This is a genomic window from Acidovorax sp. 62 (genome assembly GCF_002754495.1).
Taxonomy (GTDB): Bacteria; Pseudomonadota; Gammaproteobacteria; order Burkholderiales; family Burkholderiaceae_C; genus Acidovorax.
The window spans coordinates 4289509-4304912 of sequence record NZ_PEFJ01000001.1 but is presented as its reverse complement, the minus strand read 5'-3'; the positions used below and the strand labels follow the sequence as shown (position 1 = coordinate 4304912).

Annotated in this window: 16 protein-coding genes; 8 read left to right on the top strand and 8 right to left on the bottom strand. The window is 66.1% G+C overall.

Features of this window, described 5'->3' with window-relative positions:
* The first annotated feature begins 14 nt into the window (after positions 1 to 14).
* Both CLU86_RS19240 and CLU86_RS19235 read left to right on the top strand, forming a co-directional pair.
* A complete protein-coding gene (locus tag CLU86_RS19240; RefSeq protein WP_099743712.1) occupies positions 15 to 1088 on the top strand; it encodes a nitronate monooxygenase family protein in 1074 nt (357 codons plus the stop codon).
* A gap of 92 nt (positions 1089 to 1180) precedes the next feature.
* Positions 1181 to 2158, top strand: coding sequence for a hypothetical protein (locus CLU86_RS19235; protein ID WP_099657515.1), 978 nt, complete (start codon positions 1181 to 1183; stop codon positions 2156 to 2158).
* An 8-nt stretch (positions 2159 to 2166) separates the two neighbouring features.
* On the opposite strand, the gene CLU86_RS19230 is transcribed toward CLU86_RS19235, so the two are convergent.
* Positions 2167 to 3396 carry an O-antigen ligase gene (locus CLU86_RS19230; protein WP_158236357.1) on the bottom strand — a complete coding sequence of 410 codons (1230 nt, stop codon included), beginning with the start codon at positions 3394 to 3396 and terminating at the stop codon, positions 2167 to 2169.
* A 155-nt stretch (positions 3397 to 3551) separates the two neighbouring features.
* On the opposite strand from CLU86_RS19230, the gene CLU86_RS19225 reads away from it, so the two are divergent.
* Together CLU86_RS19225 and CLU86_RS19220 are read left to right on the top strand one after the other, a co-directional pair.
* A complete protein-coding gene (locus CLU86_RS19225) occupies positions 3552 to 4241 on the top strand; it encodes a hypothetical protein (protein ID WP_099742754.1) in 690 nt (229 codons plus the stop codon).
* 8 nt (positions 4242 to 4249) lie between these two features.
* A complete protein-coding gene (locus tag CLU86_RS19220; RefSeq protein WP_099742753.1) occupies positions 4250 to 4990 on the top strand; it encodes a glycosyltransferase family 25 protein in 741 nt (246 codons plus the stop codon).
* Between the two features lie 9 nt (positions 4991 to 4999).
* Here CLU86_RS19220 and CLU86_RS19215 read toward each other — a convergent pair whose 3' ends face one another.
* The 5 genes from CLU86_RS19215 to radA form a co-directional block, all read right to left on the bottom strand.
* The gene (locus CLU86_RS19215; RefSeq protein ID WP_099742752.1) at positions 5000 to 6097 is read right to left on the bottom strand and encodes a glycosyltransferase; all 1098 of its coding nucleotides are present in this window, start codon (positions 6095 to 6097) and stop codon (positions 5000 to 5002) included.
* A gap of 34 nt (positions 6098 to 6131) precedes the next feature.
* A complete protein-coding gene (locus CLU86_RS19210; protein WP_099657511.1) occupies positions 6132 to 6338 on the bottom strand; it encodes a zinc-finger domain-containing protein in 207 nt (68 codons plus the stop codon).
* Positions 6339 to 6340: 2 nt separating this feature from the next.
* On the bottom strand, positions 6341 to 7291 hold the full coding sequence (locus CLU86_RS19205; protein WP_099742751.1) for a branched-chain amino acid transaminase: 951 nt from the start codon (positions 7289 to 7291) through the stop codon (positions 6341 to 6343).
* Positions 7292 to 7389: 98 nt separating this feature from the next.
* Complete coding sequence (locus CLU86_RS19200) at positions 7390 to 7803, bottom strand: glycerate kinase (RefSeq protein ID WP_099743711.1); 414 nt, start codon at positions 7801 to 7803, stop codon at positions 7390 to 7392.
* A 113-nt stretch (positions 7804 to 7916) separates the two neighbouring features.
* Entirely contained in the window at positions 7917 to 9299 is a 1383-nt protein-coding gene (gene radA, locus CLU86_RS19195) for a DNA repair protein RadA (protein WP_099742750.1), read from the bottom strand.
* A 112-nt stretch (positions 9300 to 9411) separates the two neighbouring features.
* On the opposite strand from radA, the gene hpaI reads away from it, so the two are divergent.
* The 3 genes from hpaI to CLU86_RS19180 all read left to right on the top strand — a co-directional run bounded on the left by hpaI (position 9412) and on the right by CLU86_RS19180 (position 11956).
* Complete coding sequence (gene hpaI, locus CLU86_RS19190; protein ID WP_099743710.1) at positions 9412 to 10242, top strand: 4-hydroxy-2-oxoheptanedioate aldolase; 831 nt, start codon at positions 9412 to 9414, stop codon at positions 10240 to 10242.
* 47 nt (positions 10243 to 10289) lie between these two features.
* A complete protein-coding gene (locus CLU86_RS19185) occupies positions 10290 to 11267 on the top strand; it encodes a 2-dehydropantoate 2-reductase (RefSeq protein WP_099742749.1) in 978 nt (325 codons plus the stop codon).
* Between the two features lie 74 nt (positions 11268 to 11341).
* The gene (locus tag CLU86_RS19180) at positions 11342 to 11956 is read left to right on the top strand and encodes a glutathione S-transferase family protein (protein ID WP_099742748.1); all 615 of its coding nucleotides are present in this window, start codon (positions 11342 to 11344) and stop codon (positions 11954 to 11956) included.
* 207 nt (positions 11957 to 12163) lie between these two features.
* Here the strand turns inward: CLU86_RS19180 and CLU86_RS19175 are convergent, their stop codons facing one another.
* A complete protein-coding gene (locus tag CLU86_RS19175; protein ID WP_099742747.1) occupies positions 12164 to 13744 on the bottom strand; it encodes an ABC transporter substrate-binding protein in 1581 nt (526 codons plus the stop codon).
* A gap of 74 nt (positions 13745 to 13818) precedes the next feature.
* Positions 13819 to 14427 carry a LysE/ArgO family amino acid transporter gene (locus CLU86_RS19170; protein WP_099742746.1) on the bottom strand — a complete coding sequence of 203 codons (609 nt, stop codon included), beginning with the start codon at positions 14425 to 14427 and terminating at the stop codon, positions 13819 to 13821.
* A gap of 77 nt (positions 14428 to 14504) precedes the next feature.
* On the opposite strand from CLU86_RS19170, the gene CLU86_RS19165 reads away from it, so the two are divergent.
* Entirely contained in the window at positions 14505 to 15395 is an 891-nt protein-coding gene (locus CLU86_RS19165; protein WP_099742745.1) for a LysR family transcriptional regulator ArgP, read from the top strand.
* The last annotated feature ends 9 nt before the right edge of the window (positions 15396 to 15404 follow it).

The window sequence follows — 15404 nt, the reverse complement described above, 5'->3', positions numbered from 1 at the left end:
TGGAGCCCGCACCCATGAGCTATTCACTTTTGCAGCGCCTGCCCATCACCCTGCCCATCGTCCAGGGCCCCATGACGGGGGCTGACAGCCCCGCGCTGGCCGCCGCCGTATCGGCTGCGGGCGGGCTGGGCATGCTGGGCTGCGGCATGCGCTCGCCTACCGCCATGGCCGAGGCTGCGGCCGCCGTACGCCAGTTGACGGACCGGCCCTTTGGCATGAACCTCTTTGTGCAAGCCACCCCCACCCCCGATGCAGCCACAGTGCAGGCCGCGCTGCAGCGCCTGGCGCCGTTGTATGCCGAGCTGGGCCTCACGCCCGAGGTGCCCGCGCAGTGGTGCGAAGACTTTGGCGCCCAGCTGGACGCCCTGGTGGCGCAGCGCCCGGCGGTGGCCAGCTTCACCTTTGGCATCCTGACCGCCGCGCAAGTGGCGCGCCTGCAAGCGGTAGGCAGCCTGGTGGTGGGCACCGCCACCACGGTGGCCGAGGCCCAGGCCTGGGCTGCAGTGGGGGCCGATGCGGTGTGCGCCAGCGGCATGGAAGCCGGGGGCCACCGGGGCACGTTTTTGGGCGATTTCCAATCAAGCCTGGTGGGCACCCTGGCGCTGGTGCCCCAGTGCGTGGATGCGCTGGACATCCCGGTGATTGCAGCGGGCGGCATCATGGACGGGCGCGGCATTGCCGCCGCCCAGGCCCTGGGCGCGCAAGCAGTGCAGATGGGCACGGCCTTTTTGACCTGCCCCGAGTCCAGCATCAGCCCCGCCTACCGCCAGGCCCTGGTGCAGGCCAAGGACACCGACACGCGGCTGACCCGCATCTTCTCAGGCCGCCCCGCGCGCGGCATCGTCAACCCCATGATGCAAGCCATGGCGGCCGACGAGGCGAATGTGCCGGCCTACCCCGTGCAAAACGCGCTGACCGGCGCCCTGCGCCGCGCCGCAGCCGCCCAGGGCCGCTCCAGCCATTTGTCGCTGTGGGCTGGCCAGGGGGTGGCAGCCGTGCGGCCCCAGCCTGCAGCCCAGCTGGTGGCAACACTGGCCGAGGAATGGCGGGCGGCTTGCAGGCAGCTCAGCGCAGCCACGGCGCACTGAGCACGCTGCCGAGCGAAAGCCCGAGGGCACGCGGGGTGCAAGGCCGCAGCCTGCGTGCCCCTGCCTACAATCGGCCCGAACCCCGATTGCCCATGCCCCACATCATCGCCAACCCTTTCACGCTGACGGAGTTTTTGCTCGACAGCCTGCCCCCCGCGCAACGGGCCGGTGTGCTGACGCACCCCAAGCGCATCAAGGGCGTGGCCTATTCACTGCTGAAGGCGCTGGACGCATGGTGCCCGTTTCGGCTGCCGGGGTTTCGCCCATTTCCTGAAGCTTACCTGCAGGCGCTGCAGGCCATTCCTGAGCAAGCGCCGGTGCTGATTTTCGGGATCGAGAACATCAAGGACCTGCGCATTCTGCGCAAGTACCTGCGCACCCGGCGCATCGCGGTGTTCACCTGGAACCCGGTCATCGACTACCAGCAAAACCACCGGGTGCGGCAGTTGCACATCCAGCAGCTCAAGGGGCTGGGGTTTCACATCTTCACGTTCGACCCGGGCGATGCGCAGCGCTACGGCCTCACGCTCACGCAGCAGGTGTACCGGTCTGTCGAGGGTTTGCGCCAACCCCTGCCCGAGGCGTTTGACATCTACTTTCTGGGGCAGGACAAGCACCGTTTCGAGACCCTGCGCACGCTGGCCGAGCAATGGCACAGCCTGGGCCTGCGCACCTGCCTGCGCATGGTGCCCGAGCCGGGCCAAACCTACGCTCCGGTGCCCGGCCTGGAAGTGCTGGCGCACAGCATCGACTACCCCAGCAACATCGACAGCATCAACCGCGCCCGCTGCCTGCTGGAGATCACCCAGGCCAACCAGAGCGGGCTGACGGTGCGCTGCCTGGAGGCGCTGTTCTTTGACAAGAAGCTCATCACCAACAACCCATGCGTGCGCACGCTGCCGTTTTACAACCCCGCACGCTTTTTCATCCTGGGGCAGGATGACCCCCAGGCCCTCCCCGCGTTCTTGCAAGCCCCCATGCCGCCGCTGCCCCCTGGGGCCTTGCAGCCGTACGACTTTGCACACTGGGTGCAGCAGTTCGACCACATCACAGCCCCAGCGCGGGCCTGACGGGCCAATCAGGCCGGCACACCAGCCTGCGCCTTGGCGCACGGCCGCAGCGGCGCCGTCAGCACCAGCACCAGGCCAAAGCTGTAGGCCAGCCCTTCGTTGGCCAGCCAGATGCCGCTGTGCGTGAGGCTACCCACGCAGGCCACCCCCACAAAGGCAAAAGCCACGGCGCGGTCCAGCCGCTCCATGCGTGCGGCTTGCCACAGGGCGGCAGCAAACACGGCCGCAAAGGCCAGCAGCCCCGGAATCCCGTGCTCGATCATGAAAAACAAGAACTGGTTGTGCGGATGGAACGAGCCCGCCGCGCACCACTCGGGCGTGGTGGCAATGCGGCAAAACTCGCCGTGGTAAGCCCCGGTGCCCCAACCCAGCCAGGGCTTTTGCCAGAACAGATCCAGCCCATAGTGCAGGAAATACAGGCGCGGCCCGATGGAGGTCGTGGTCTCGGGCACCTCGCCCAGCTCTTTCAGGCCCAGTGCCACACGCGGAACAATGGTGGGTGACAGCAGCACGGCGCCCGCCAGCAGCACCGCGACCAGTGCCAGAGCCATCCACCACCGGCGCACCGGCACCAGCGCCAAGACAAAGGCCAGCACGGCCACCGCCGTGGCCACATAGCCCGTGCGCCCGTAAAGCAGCTGGGTGTTGCACACAAAGGCCAGCGCTGCCACGGCCAGCCAGGCACCCCGCTGCCAAGCCACGTTGGCGCGCAGCGCCAAGTACAGGCCACGCAGCATCAGCAGCGCCATCAGCACACTTTGGGTGATGTAGTCCTTGAACACGGAATGGTCGCCGCCCCAGCCCAGCGTCTGGGCGCGCGACCAGGGCAGCCGCCACCAGATGCTGAGGTAACTGCTCGCCAACGTGAACAGGGCGGCGATGGTGAAAGCCGTCCAGCAGCGCTCGCGGGTTTTCTCATCCTGCGCCAGCAGCGAGATGGCGATGACCATGAGCAGCAGCTTGTCGTACTTGAGCCAGTGGTCCAGCACCACGCGCCAGGGGGCGGTGGTGTACACAGCCCCCAGCAAAATGATGGCGTACAGGGCCAGCAATGGGAGGGAGACGGCATTGCCGCGGGCAGCATCCCAACGCTGGCGCCAGTCGCCCGCCAGCAACCAGGCAAGCACCAGGCACAGCAGCGAGATGTTGGCCCCCGCAAGCGTCCACGGGATGGAAAAGAAGGCTGCGATGGCGCTGAAAACAGCCGCCGAGCGCAGGAAAACGTGGGGATACTGCATAGACCTTGTCGCCACAACGGCAACAACATTGACACCAGGCCAGCACATCACTGGTGCCCAGGCCGCGATAATTAGAGCCTCACATTATCCATTGCACGGCGGCAGCCCCTGCGCCTGCGTGCTTCGCGCCCATGCCCCAACCTATCGTTCACACCATGCACTGGGACAACATCCCCAGTGTCATCCTGCAAAAGCAGCGTGAAGTTTTTGCCGCCCTGGACGTTCCGCTGCAGCAGGAATCTGCGCACCGCATCCCCCATGGCACCTGGATGAACAGCGTGGTGGAGCGCATGGCATCCGACGACATCGTCATCTTTTGCGACATTGACGCCTTCCCGCTCAAGCGCTCGGCCTACGACCTGGCCGTGGCCCACGCAGAGCAAGGCGCCATCTTCGGCCTGTCGCAGTTTTCCAACCACAAGAAAACCACCGAGACCTATGCAGGCCCCATGTTCATGGCGTTTCGCAAAAGCGTGTGGGAGCGGCTGGGGAGCCCCGACCTCAAATCATCGTCGGCCTTTGACGCGGCCGAAGGCCTGTCCGCCCTGGCGCGCGAACAGGGCGTGCCGCTGGTGCTGCACAAGCCCACCTCCACGCTGATTTCCAAGTTCGCACTGGGCAACGAAGGGGTGTTTGGCATTGGCACCTTCTACGGTGACAACGACTTCTTTCACCTGTTCGAGTCGCGCGAGCCCGCGTACGAGCAACTGCTGGTGGCCGTGGCCGACGACGCCATAGCACAGCGCCCCTTGCAATTTGCCCGCTACCTGGAAGCGGCCATTGCCCTGCAACAAGGCACCCCGGTCAAAAAGAAGCGCCGCTGGTGGAGCCGCCTGCTGGGCTGAGCGCACCCATGAGCCTGCCCATCGTCTTCATCAACCTGGACCGCGACGCCGAGCGCCGTACGCGGCTGCTGGCCGAGTTGCAGTCCATCGACATGCCCAGCGAGCGCTTTCCTGCGGTGTGGTGGGCCGACATGCCCCCCGAACAAACCAGCCGCTGGTACAGCGACGCCTTGAATGCACGCCAGTACTACAAGCCCCTGCGCAATGGCGAAAAGGGCTGCTACGCCAGCCACATCGGTGCCTGGCAACAGCTGCTGGCCAGCGACGCACCCGCGCTGGTGGTGCTGGAGGACGACGTGCGCCTGACACCCCAGTTTGCCGAAGTAGTGAACGCCATCGCTGCCCTGCCGGAGCCCTGGGACATGGTGAAACTGCTGGGCCGCGACCGCGAGAAGGTGCGATCCGAACGCCCCCTGGTGCCAGGCACCACGCTGGTGGACTACAGCCGCGTGCCCAGCATGACGGCGGGCTATGTGGTCAGCCGCGCCGGTGCGGCCAAGCTGCTGGCCCACCGCCAGCCCTTTGGCCGACCTATCGATGTGGACCTGCGCTTTTGGTGGGAATGCGATCAGCTGCGCATCCTGGGCGTCTCGCCCTCGGCCATTGCCCTGGACGACACCAGCGAGGTCAGCAGCATCTGGGACACCCGCGACACCCTCACCCCCGGCCAGCGCTGGCGCAAGTTCACGATGAAGCTGGCACTGACCGTGGGCAATGCCTGGCACCGCCGTCGTTTGCCCAAACTCTGAGGACCTGCCTCAGGGAGTCCCAAGCGCATGCACGCGCTCCAGCAGTTGCTGGTAGCGGGTGTGCATCTTTGCCAGGCTGTACTCCTGCACGGCCTGCGCCCGTGCCGCTTCGCCCAGGCGGGCTGCGCGGGCCGGGTCGGCCAGCAAGCCCACCAGCGCCTGCGCCAAGGCGGGGGCATCGCCCTCAGGCACCAGCAGGCCGGTGCGGCCGGACTGCATCACGCCACGTACCCCCACCACATCCGAGGCCACACAAGCGCAGCCTGCGGCCATGCCTTCGACCAAGGCCAGGGGCATGCCCTCGTAGTGGGTGACAAGCACAAAAATCTGGTTTTGCATCAGGCGCTGGGGCAGGTCGGCCACCGGGCCCAAAAAGTGCACCTGTTCGGCCACCCCACGCTGCTCGGCCAGGGCGCGCATGCGCTTTTGAATGCCTGCCTTGCCGCCGCCGGCCAGGTACACCGGGGCAGTCACGCCCTGGGCCTTAAGCAAGGCCGCTGCTTCAATCAGGGTGGCATGGTCCTTCTGGCGGGCAAAGCGGGCCGCCATCACGAGGCCGGGCGCGCGCTCGGCAAAGGGCACCAGGGCCGACTCGGGGAACCGATCCAGATCAATGCCGTTGGGAATGGCCACACAGCGCTCTGCCGGAAATCCGCGCGCCACCAGTTGCTCACGCACGCCTTCGGACACGCCCACCGTGGCCGCCGTGCGCTCGGCCAACCACAGCGCCTGCTTGAGGCGCCAGCGCGTGTAGCGCTCGCGCGAGTTGTGCTCTACATGCACCATGCGGGGCACCTTGGCCCACAGGCCTGCGTAGCGGCCCCACAGGTGCTCGCTGTAGCCATGGGTGACCAGGATGTCAGGGCGCCACTGCAACGCCAGCGCGCGCAGGGCCCACACCGTGGCGAAATGGGTCCAGCCGGGCACCACGCGCACGTCCAGGCCCTGGGCGCGCAAGGCCTCCACCTTGTCCGGCAGCGTGGTGCGGCGTTTGCGGCGCAGCACCAGCACCACGTCCTGCCCAGCACTGCGGGCGGCCAGGCACAGATCTACCGCCACCTGGGTAGCGCCAGAGAACCCCCCGGTGACGAAATGCATCACCCGCATGGCGCCCCCGGCAGCCGGCTGCGCCGCTGCAAGCTCAGTGCCCTGCGCGAACGACTTCGCCCGCCTTCAGGCGGTACACCGTGCCGCAATAGGGGCACTTGCCCTCGCCGTGGTGGGCTACGTCCAGGTACACCTTGGGGTGGCTGTTCCAGAGCTTCATGTCGGCCTTGGGATTGGGGCAGAACACGCCGCCTTGGGCGTTCAGATCCTTGGCCAGAACTTCAATAACTGCTTGCGACATGATCAAACCTTGGTGAGCCAGTGGGCGTATTGGGGGTTGCGGCCGTTGACGATGTCAAAGAACGCAGTTTGGATTTTTTCGGTGATGGGGCCACGGCTGCCCACGTAGCTGCCCTTGCCCAGCTCAATGCGGTCCAGCTCGCGGATGGGCGTGACTTCGGCCGCCGTGCCGGTGAAGAAGGCTTCATCGGCGATGTACACCTCGTCGCGCGTGATGCGCTTTTGCACGATCTCCAGGCCCAGGTCCTTGGCGATATGAAAGACGGTGTTGCGGGTGATGCCGTTCAGAGCCCCAGCCGACAGGTCGGGCGTGTAGATCACGCCGTTCTTGACCACAAAGATGTTCTCGCCCGCACCTTCGGACACGAAGCCCGAGCTGTCGAGCAGCAGCGCTTCGTCGTAGCCCTCATCGGTGGCTTCCATGTTGGCCAGGATGGAGTTGGTGTAGTTGCTCACCGCCTTGGCCTGCGTCATGGTGATGTTGACGTGGTGGCGCGTGTAACTGCTGGTCTTGACGCGGATGCCGCGCTTCATACCCTCTTCGCCCAGGTACGCGCCCCAGGCCCAGGCGGCCACCATCAGGTGGATGGTGTTGCCCTTGGGGCTGACGCCCAGCTTTTTGTCGCCAATCCAGGTCAGGGGGCGGATGTAGCCGGATTCGAGCTTGTTTTCGCGGATGACCGCTTTTTGCGCATCGTTCACCTCCTCCTGGGTGAACGGGATCTTCATGCGCAGGATCTTGGCGCTGTTGAACAGGCGCTCGGTGTGCTCCTGCAGGCGAAAGATCGCCGGGCCATTGACGGTGTTGTAGGCGCGCACGCCTTCAAAGGCGCCGCAGCCGTAGTGCAGGGTGTGGGTCAGCACATGGATCTTGGCGTCGCGCCAATCGACCATTTGGCCGTCCATCCAGATTTTGCCGTCACGGTCGGCCATCGAGGGAACTACGGGGCTCATGGGTGTCCTTTGTGGGTTGCTGTGGTTGAGCAAGCCCCTGATTTTACGGGCGGCAGCAGGGGCTGCGCACGCAAAACCAGCCCACCCCGGCCAGGGCCTTATTCAGCGGCGGTGGGTTCCTGCGCTTGCGGCCGCTCCAGCGTCCACTTCTGCAGGCGGCCATTGGCAAATTCACAGGTCACATGCGACTGCGTGCCGTCGGTCCAGCGGTAGATCTCCGGATCGGTGTCCGCGGGCGAGAGGCGCTCGCCCAGCGACTGGGTCATGGCCATCACGTGCATCAGGTTCACGCCGGACTTGAGCCGGGCATTGAGCATGACCGCACTGCCCACATACCCAATAGGGCGCTTGGCGGCCTTGCGCATCACATTCATCAACCGGGTGAAATGCAGCAGCGCCCACATGACCAAGCCGCCCGCCACAGCCGCCACACCGGGCCAGCCTGCAGAGGCATAACCCACCAGCACCAATCCGATCACCCCGATGGGGACAAAAATATTGCGCAAATTCATGGGCGCCATTGTCGTATGCCCAGGCCATGCCCCTGCTGCGGAGAGTGCGTACAGGGCGCAGCAACCATGTCGCTCCCTGGTCGCAGTTGCCCCGCCGCTCGCCCTCACCCCAATCAGACCATGCCACGCACCACGTTCATGGCCTCTTCCACCCGCTCCACGGCGTGGATGGTGAGACCCTCGATGGGCTTCTTGGGCGCGTTGGCCTTGGGCACCACGGCCACGCTGAAGCCCAGTTTGGCGGCCTCCTTCAAGCGCTCTTGCCCACGCGGGGCGGGGCGCACTTCACCGGCCAGCCCCACTTCACCAAAGGCCAAAAAGCCCCGGGGCAGCGCCTTGCCCCGCAGGCTGCTCGTGATGGACAGCATGACCGCCAAGTCGGCTGCAGGCTCGCTGATGCGCACGCCGCCCACCGCGTTCACAAACACATCCTGGTCCATGCAGGCCACGCCCGCGTGGCGGTGCAGCACGGCCAGCAGCATGGCCAGGCGGTCCTTGTCCAGGCCCACCGACAGGCGGCGCGGGCTGGGCCCGCCGCTGTCCACCAGCGCCTGGATCTCGACCAGCATGGGGCGCGTGCCTTCCAGCGTCACCATCACGCAGCTGCCCGGTACGGGATCGCTGTGCTGGCTCAAAAAGATGGCGCTCGGGTTGCTCACGCCCTTGAGGCCCTTTTCGGTCATGGCGAACACGCCGATCTCGTTCACAGCGCCAAAGCGGTTCTTGATGGCGCGCACCAGGCGGAACTGGCTGTGCGTGTCGCCTTCGAAGTACAGCACCGTGTCCACCATGTGCTCCAGCACGCGCGGCCCAGCCAGCGCGCCTTCTTTAGTGACGTGGCCGACCAGAATGACCGCAATGCCCGTGCCTTTGGCCATGCGCGTGAGGTGCGCCGCGCATTCGCGCACCTGGGCGACCGAGCCCGGTGCGCTGGTGAGCTGGTCGGAATAGGTCGTCTGGATGGAGTCGATGACGACCACGGACGGTTGCGTGGCCTCGACCGTCGCCAGAATTTTTTCGAGCTGGATCTCGGCCAGCAGCTGCACCTGGCTGCCCTCAATGCCCAGGCGCCGCGAGCGCAGCGCCACCTGGGCGCCGCTTTCCTCACCCGTCACATACAGGGTGGGCAGGCCTGCGCGCTGCAGCGCGTCCATGGCCTGCAACAGCAGGGTCGATTTGCCAATGCCCGGATCGCCCCCGATGAGCACCACGCCGCCCTCCACGATGCCGCCGCCCAGCACACGGTCCAGCTCGTCGATGCCGCTGGGGGTGCGCGCCACGTCCTGGGCCTCGATGGCGGCCAGTGGCGTCACAGCCTGCGCGTTGGCCAGACCGGCGTAGCCTTGCGGCGTACTCAGGCGGTTTTTGCCAGCGCCCGCTTCCGCCACGGTTTCCACCAGCGTGTTCCAGGCGCCGCAGGACGGGCATTTGCCCAGCCAGCGCGGGCTGGTGCCGCCGCATTCGGAGCAGGTGAAGGTGGTTTTGTCTTTGGCCATGGAAGGTATCGGTAAGGAGCCCCAAGCGGGGGCAGCCGACTATAGCGGCCGCGCCTGCACGCAACCGCCACAGCCCGTACGATGGCGGGCTTGGCACCGCATGGAGTTGACATTGCAGACACCCATCAACCGTTTCAAACAGGCCATGGCCCAAGGCCAGGCGCAGATCGGTCTGTGGCTCGGGTTGGCCGACGCCTACAGCGCAGAAATCCTCGCGGGCACCGGCTACGACTGGCTGCTGGTGGACGGCGAGCACGCGCCCAACGATGTGCGCAGCATCCTGCACCAGCTGCAGGCCATTGCCAGCGCGGCCAGCGCCCTGCCACCCGGCGCACAAGCGCCCCACCCCATCGCCCGCGTGCCCGTGGGCGACACTGCACTCATCAAGCAGTACCTGGACCTGGGCGCACAGACGCTGCTGGTGCCCATGGTGGACACCCCCGAGCAGGCCCAGGAACTGGTGCGCGCCACGCGCTATGCGCCCGAAGGCGTGCGCGGCATGGGCAGCGCCCTGGCCCGCTCATCGCGCTGGCAGGCCTACCCCCAGTATGTGCACGAAGCCAACCAGCAGGTCTGCCTGCTGGTACAGGCCGAGACGGTGCAGGCCATGGGCCACCTCGATGCCATCGCGGCGACACCCGGTGTGGACGGCATCTTCATCGGCCCGGCCGACCTGTCCGCCTCCATGGGCCACCCCGGCAACCCGGGGCACCCGGACGTGCAGGCCGCCATCCATGACGGCATTGCGCGCATCCTGCGCGCGGGCAAGGCACCGGGCATTCTGGCCACCACCGAGTCGCAGGCGCGCCAGTGGCTGGCCGCTGGCGCGCTGTTTGTGGCTGTGGGGGTCGACACCATGCTGCTGGCCAGCGCCGCCCAGGATTTGCTGGCACGCTTTCGCACAGCAACCACCACCCCGGTTGCCCGCCCAGCGGGCTATTGATACCGCCACGCATTCAAAACACAACGCAAGACAAAGGCTCTATCACCATGAAAGCATGTATTTACGGCGCCGGCGCCATTGGCGGCTGGATGGGCATGGCACTGGCGCAGGCGGGCTGCCAGCTCAGCCTGGTGGCCCGCGGCGCCACGCTGGCGGCTTTGCAAGCCGATGGCTTGCGCCTGCGGCGCCCTGATGGATCGGTGGCGCAAACGGCCGTGACCGCCCACGCCGACCCCGCCGCGCTGGGCGTGCAAGACCTGGTCGTGCTGGCCGTCAAGGCGCCCGGCCTGCCCGATGTGGCGCGCGCCATCGCCCCGCTGATCGGGCCGGACACCATCGTGCTCACCGCCATGAACGGTGTGCCCTGGTGGTTTCTGGACGGGTTTGGCGGTGCCGCCGAAGGGCACGCGCTCCAGTCTGTGGACGCTGGCGGCGTAATCGCCAGCGCCATTCCCGCGCGCAACGTGGTGGGCAGCGTGGTGCACACCAGCTGCTCGCTGGAAGCCCCGGGTTTCGTCCGCCAGCACTTTGGCAACCGCCTGATCGTGGGCGAGCCCGATGGCAGCCAGAGCGCCCGCCTGCAGGCGCTGGTGGGCATGCTGCAGCGCGGCGGCATCGACGCGGAAGCCTCAGGCTGCATCCAGAAAGACATCTGGTTCAAGCTGTGGGGCAACCTCACCATGAACCCCATCAGCGCCCTCACCGGCGCCACCACCGACCGCATCCTGGACGACGACTTGGTGCGCGGCTTTGTCAGCGCCGTGATGCTCGAAGCCAAGGCCATTGGCGACAAGTTGGGCCTGCCGATTGACCAGCAACCCGAAGACCGCCACGCCGTCACCCGCAAGCTGGGCGAGTTCAAGACCTCGATGCTGCAGGACGTGGAAGCGAACAAGCCCATGGAGATCGACGCCCTGGTGGGCGCCGTGCGCGAGCTGGGGCAGATCACCGGCACCCCCACGCCCCACACCGACGCCCTGCTGGGCCTGGTGCGGCTGATGGCGCGCACACGCGGCCTGTATTGATTGATTTTTAAACCAAAATAGCCTCTAGCGCTTATTCATCCAGCGCGACAAGCTATCAACTTCATAGCAAACCCATGACCACACTCACGCTTTACTACACCCCCGGCACCTGCGCGCAAGCTGTGCGCATTGCGTTGGAAGAGGCCGGTGCCGCTCACCACCTGGTGCGCGTGGACTTTGCAGCGGGCCAGCAGCGCACGCCCGAGTACCTCGCCATCAACCCCAAGGGCCGCGTGCCTGCCCTGGTCACGCCCCGAGGCACCTTGACCGAAACACCCGCGCTGCTGGCCTATGTGGCGCAAAGCTATCCGGCCGCGCAGCTGGCGCCCACCGATGCCTACGGCTTTGCGCGCCTGCAAGAGTTCCAAAGCTACCTCGCGTCCACCGTGCACATCGCCCACGCCCACCGCCCCCGCGCCAGCCGCTGGGCCGACGAGCCCGAGGCCCAGGCCGCGATGCAGCGCAAGGTGGCGCAGAACATGATCGACTGCTTCAACCTCATCGAAACCCACTATCTGGGCGATGGCCCGTGGGTGATGGGCGAGCAGTACACCGTGGCCGACGGCTACCTGTTCACCATCGGCACCTGGCTGCAAAGCGATGGGGTGGACATTGCCCAATTCCCCAAGGTGCACGCCCACACACAGCGCGTTTTGCAGCGGCCTGCGGTGCAGCGCGCGCTGGCTTAACGCCTCCCGAAATAGGCACAAAAAAGCCCCGGGGCTTGGGCAGCACCGGGGCTTTTTTTCTGGTTGGGGTCTGCTCCTAGCTACCCACCGTTCACGCTGAGCCTGTCGAAGCGCGGCGCATGGCTAAGGCAAGCTCAGCCCGAACGGGCGCTGGTGGAACAGAGCAGCAGACCCAAAGGCGGCCCGGTCGCCCAGGCCCCTCACCCATCAATTCACCTTCAAATAGCGCCAGTCAATGCGGTTGTCGGCGCGGTGGATGATGTCCACCTTCTTGGTCGCAGCCCAAGGGATCACCTGGTTGTACAGCGGGATGTGCGAGACCAGCTCATGCTCCTTGATCAGCGCTTGCTCGATCAGCTGGTTGCGCGTGGTGGCATCGGTTTCCTTCTTCACGCGCTCGACCAGGGCGTCGATTTGCGGATCAGAGAAACGGCCCAGGTTGAAGTTGCCATCGCCGCCCGCACCCGTCGTGCGCACCAGCGACTGCAGGCTGTAGAACGCATCGAACGTGGGCACGCCCCAGCCCAGCAGGTAGATGCTGGCTTCGTTGCGCTGGATCATCGGGAAATAGGTGGCAAACGGCAGCGAGCGCAGCTTGGCCTTCACGCCCACCTTGGCCCACTGCGACGTGATGGCCTGGCACAGCTGTTCGTCGTTGATGTAGCGGCCCGCGCTGCAGGCAAAGTCCACTTCAAACCCGTTGGGGTAGCCCGCATCGGCCAGCAGCTTTTGTGCGGCCTTGGCGTCGTAGGGGTAGCGGACATCGGCTTTCTTGCTCCAGCCATTGACCTGGTTGGCAATCAGCGTGCCCGTGGGCTGCGCCAGGCCGCGCAGCACCACGCGCTGGATGGACTGGATGTCGATCGCCTGGTACAGCGCCTTGCGCACGCGCAGGTCCTTGAGCGGGTTCTTGCCCTTCACGTCCGAGCCAGGCAGCTCGTCACGAAACTGGTCCAGGCCCAGGAAGATGGTGCGGTACTCAGGCCCTTCCAGTACCTGCAGATTGGGCGTCTGCTTGATGCGCGAGAGGTCCTGCAGGCTGGGGTCGATCACAAAATCCACCTCACCCGACAGCAACGCCGCCGTGCGCGTGGCATCGGCCTTGATGGGGGTGTAGACGATCTCGGTCAGGTTGGTGGGGTACTTGCCCTTGCCCCACCAGTTCGGGTTGGGCTCCAGCACCACGCGCTGGTCAGGCGTCCACTGCTTGAGTTGGTAAGGGCCGGTGCCCAGCGCGTTGCGATGGGCAAAGTTTTCGTCCTTGGTCTTGATGTCCTTGGGCTCGACCGACTTGTTCTTTTCGGCCCAGGCCTTGCTCATGATGCGCAGCTCGGTCAGCTGGTTCACCAGCACCGGGTTGGGCAGATCGGAGTGGATGTCGATGGTGTAGGCATCGACCTTTTCCACGCGGTCAATGCCCTGGGTGTAGACAGCGAAGTTGGAGCTTTTGGCCTTGGCCCGCTCCAGCGAGAACTTGGCATCGTCGGCCGTGAACTCGCTGCCATCGCTGAACTTGACGCCCTTGCGCAGCGTCAGGCGCAGCTGCGTGGGCTTGATGAGCTTCCACTCGGTGGCGAGCGACGGCTCAGGCTTGAAGGTCTTGCTGTTGTATTCGACCAGCGTGTCGTACACCGCGCCGTGCATGGTGTTGTTCACACCCACGTTCTGGGTGTGGATGTCCCAGGTGGAAATATCTACCGAGCGAGACCAGCGGAAAGTAGCGGCCTGCGCCGCCAGGGGCAAGGCCGTGGCCACGGCAGCCGCCAGCAAAAGGGTTTTGAAACGCATGGGGAATCACTCCAAATCAGTCAATTCCCCCACTATGAACCAAACCGCTGCGCGATGTAACGAACTTATCGTTCTTAGCTTAGAGCCATCGCAAATGCCAGCGCCATCATGCAAGCTGCCGTGACCCCATCCAGTACACGCCACGCCTGGGGCGAGGCAAACAGCGGGGCCAGCCAGCGGGCGCCAAAGCCAATGGCGGTGAACCACAGGGCACTGGCCAACGCCCCCCCTGTGGCAAAGGCGGCCCGCCCCCACATGGGGTAAGGGCTTGCCATGGTGCCAAGCAGCACCACGGTGTCTAGGTACACATGGGGGTTGAGCCAGGTCAAGGCCATTAGCGTGAGCACCGTGCTGCGCAGCGGGTTGCCCGGCCCGCCCGCGGCCACCAGCAACTGACCGGGCCGCAGCGCCCGCGCACCGGCCTGCAAGGCATAGGCCAGCAAGAAGGCCGCACCCGCCCAACGCATCCACTGCCCCCACTCGGGCCGCGCCAGCAGCACACCGCCCATGCCCCACACCCCGGCCTGCAGCAGCACCGCGTCGGACAAAGCGCACAGCACCACCACGGGCAGCACATGCTCGCGGCGCAAGCCCTGGCGCAGCACAAACGCGTTTTGCGCGCCAATGGCCATGATCAGCATGGCGGTGGAACTGAAGCCGTGGACAAAAGCAGTGGTGGTCATGGCGGTGGATTTTCGGCATTGCACACTAGTCACGCCAGCTATACTTTTTAACGATCCGTCAGAATCGCTAACCACCCATGCAACTCGACTCCGCCCAGCTCAACGCCTTTGCCACGGTGATCGACGAGGGCAGCTTTGAGCGCGCGGCCGCCGTGCTGCATGTCACGCGCTCGGCGGTGTCCCAGCGCATCAAACTGCTGGAAGAGCGCGTGGGCCAGGTGCTGGTGCGCCGCGCCACGCCCTGCACCCCCACCGATGCCGGGCAGGCCCTGTACCGCCATGCCCGCGAAGTGGCCCTGAGCGAGGCCGACGCGCTGGCCACCATTGGCGGCGGCCAGCGCAGCGCCACGCGCCTGGCCATCGGCGTCAATGCAGACTCGCTGGCCACCTGGTTCCCTGCGGCCATGGCTCAAGCGGCCGAGGGTCAGCCCATCACCTTCGACATCCATGTGGAAGACCAGGACCACTCGGCCAACCTGCTGCGCGAAGGCCGGGTGATGGCCGCCGTGACGGCCGACCCCCAGCCCGTGCAGGGCTGCAAGGTGCTGCCCCTGGGCACCCTGCGCTACCGCGCGCTGGCCAGCCCGGCCTTTGTGCAACGGCACTTTGCAACGGGCGTGACGGCGGCAACCCTAGCGCTGGCGCCCATGCTGGTGTTCAACCGCAAAGACGCATTGCAAGAGCGCTTTGTACGCCGCATCACCCGCCGCGCCCTCACTCCGCCCGTGCACTGGCTGCCCGAGGCGCACGCCTTCGTCAAAGCCACCGAGGCCGGGCTGGGCTGGGGCATGACGCCAGACCCCATGGTCGACAGCCACCTGCGCGCGGGCACGCTGGTCGAGCTGATTCCGGGCAAGCCCGTGGACGTGGCGCTGTACTGGCAATACTGGCGGCTGAACGTGCAGGCCCTGGCCCACATGACCGCCGCCGTACAGGCCCAGGCGCGCAGCGCGCTGCCTGCACGCTGAAGCGTTCAG

Coding starts and splice junctions, on each gene's coding strand:
- CLU86_RS19235 (WP_099657515.1), top strand. CDS start 1,181: ATGCCCCACATCATCGCCAACCCTTTCACGCTGACGGAGTTTTTGCTC.
- radA (WP_099742750.1), bottom strand. CDS start 9,299: ATGGCCAAAGACAAAACCACCTTCACCTGCTCCGAATGCGGCGGCACC.
- CLU86_RS19200 (WP_099743711.1), bottom strand. CDS start 7,803: ATGAATTTGCGCAATATTTTTGTCCCCATCGGGGTGATCGGATTGGTG.
- CLU86_RS19240 (WP_099743712.1), top strand. CDS start 15: ATGAGCTATTCACTTTTGCAGCGCCTGCCCATCACCCTGCCCATCGTC.
- CLU86_RS19230 (WP_158236357.1), bottom strand. CDS start 3,396: ATGCAGTATCCCCACGTTTTCCTGCGCTCGGCGGCTGTTTTCAGCGCC.
- CLU86_RS19215 (WP_099742752.1), bottom strand. CDS start 6,097: ATGCGGGTGATGCATTTCGTCACCGGGGGGTTCTCTGGCGCTACCCAG.
- CLU86_RS19225 (WP_099742754.1), top strand. CDS start 3,552: ATGCACTGGGACAACATCCCCAGTGTCATCCTGCAAAAGCAGCGTGAA.
- CLU86_RS19220 (WP_099742753.1), top strand. CDS start 4,250: ATGAGCCTGCCCATCGTCTTCATCAACCTGGACCGCGACGCCGAGCGC.
- CLU86_RS19180 (WP_099742748.1), top strand. CDS start 11,342: ATGACCACACTCACGCTTTACTACACCCCCGGCACCTGCGCGCAAGCT.
- CLU86_RS19205 (WP_099742751.1), bottom strand. CDS start 7,291: ATGAGCCCCGTAGTTCCCTCGATGGCCGACCGTGACGGCAAAATCTGG.
- CLU86_RS19170 (WP_099742746.1), bottom strand. CDS start 14,427: ATGACCACCACTGCTTTTGTCCACGGCTTCAGTTCCACCGCCATGCTG.
- CLU86_RS19165 (WP_099742745.1), top strand. CDS start 14,505: ATGCAACTCGACTCCGCCCAGCTCAACGCCTTTGCCACGGTGATCGAC.
- CLU86_RS19175 (WP_099742747.1), bottom strand. CDS start 13,744: ATGCGTTTCAAAACCCTTTTGCTGGCGGCTGCCGTGGCCACGGCCTTG.
- CLU86_RS19210 (WP_099657511.1), bottom strand. CDS start 6,338: ATGTCGCAAGCAGTTATTGAAGTTCTGGCCAAGGATCTGAACGCCCAA.
- CLU86_RS19185 (WP_099742749.1), top strand. CDS start 10,290: ATGAAAGCATGTATTTACGGCGCCGGCGCCATTGGCGGCTGGATGGGC.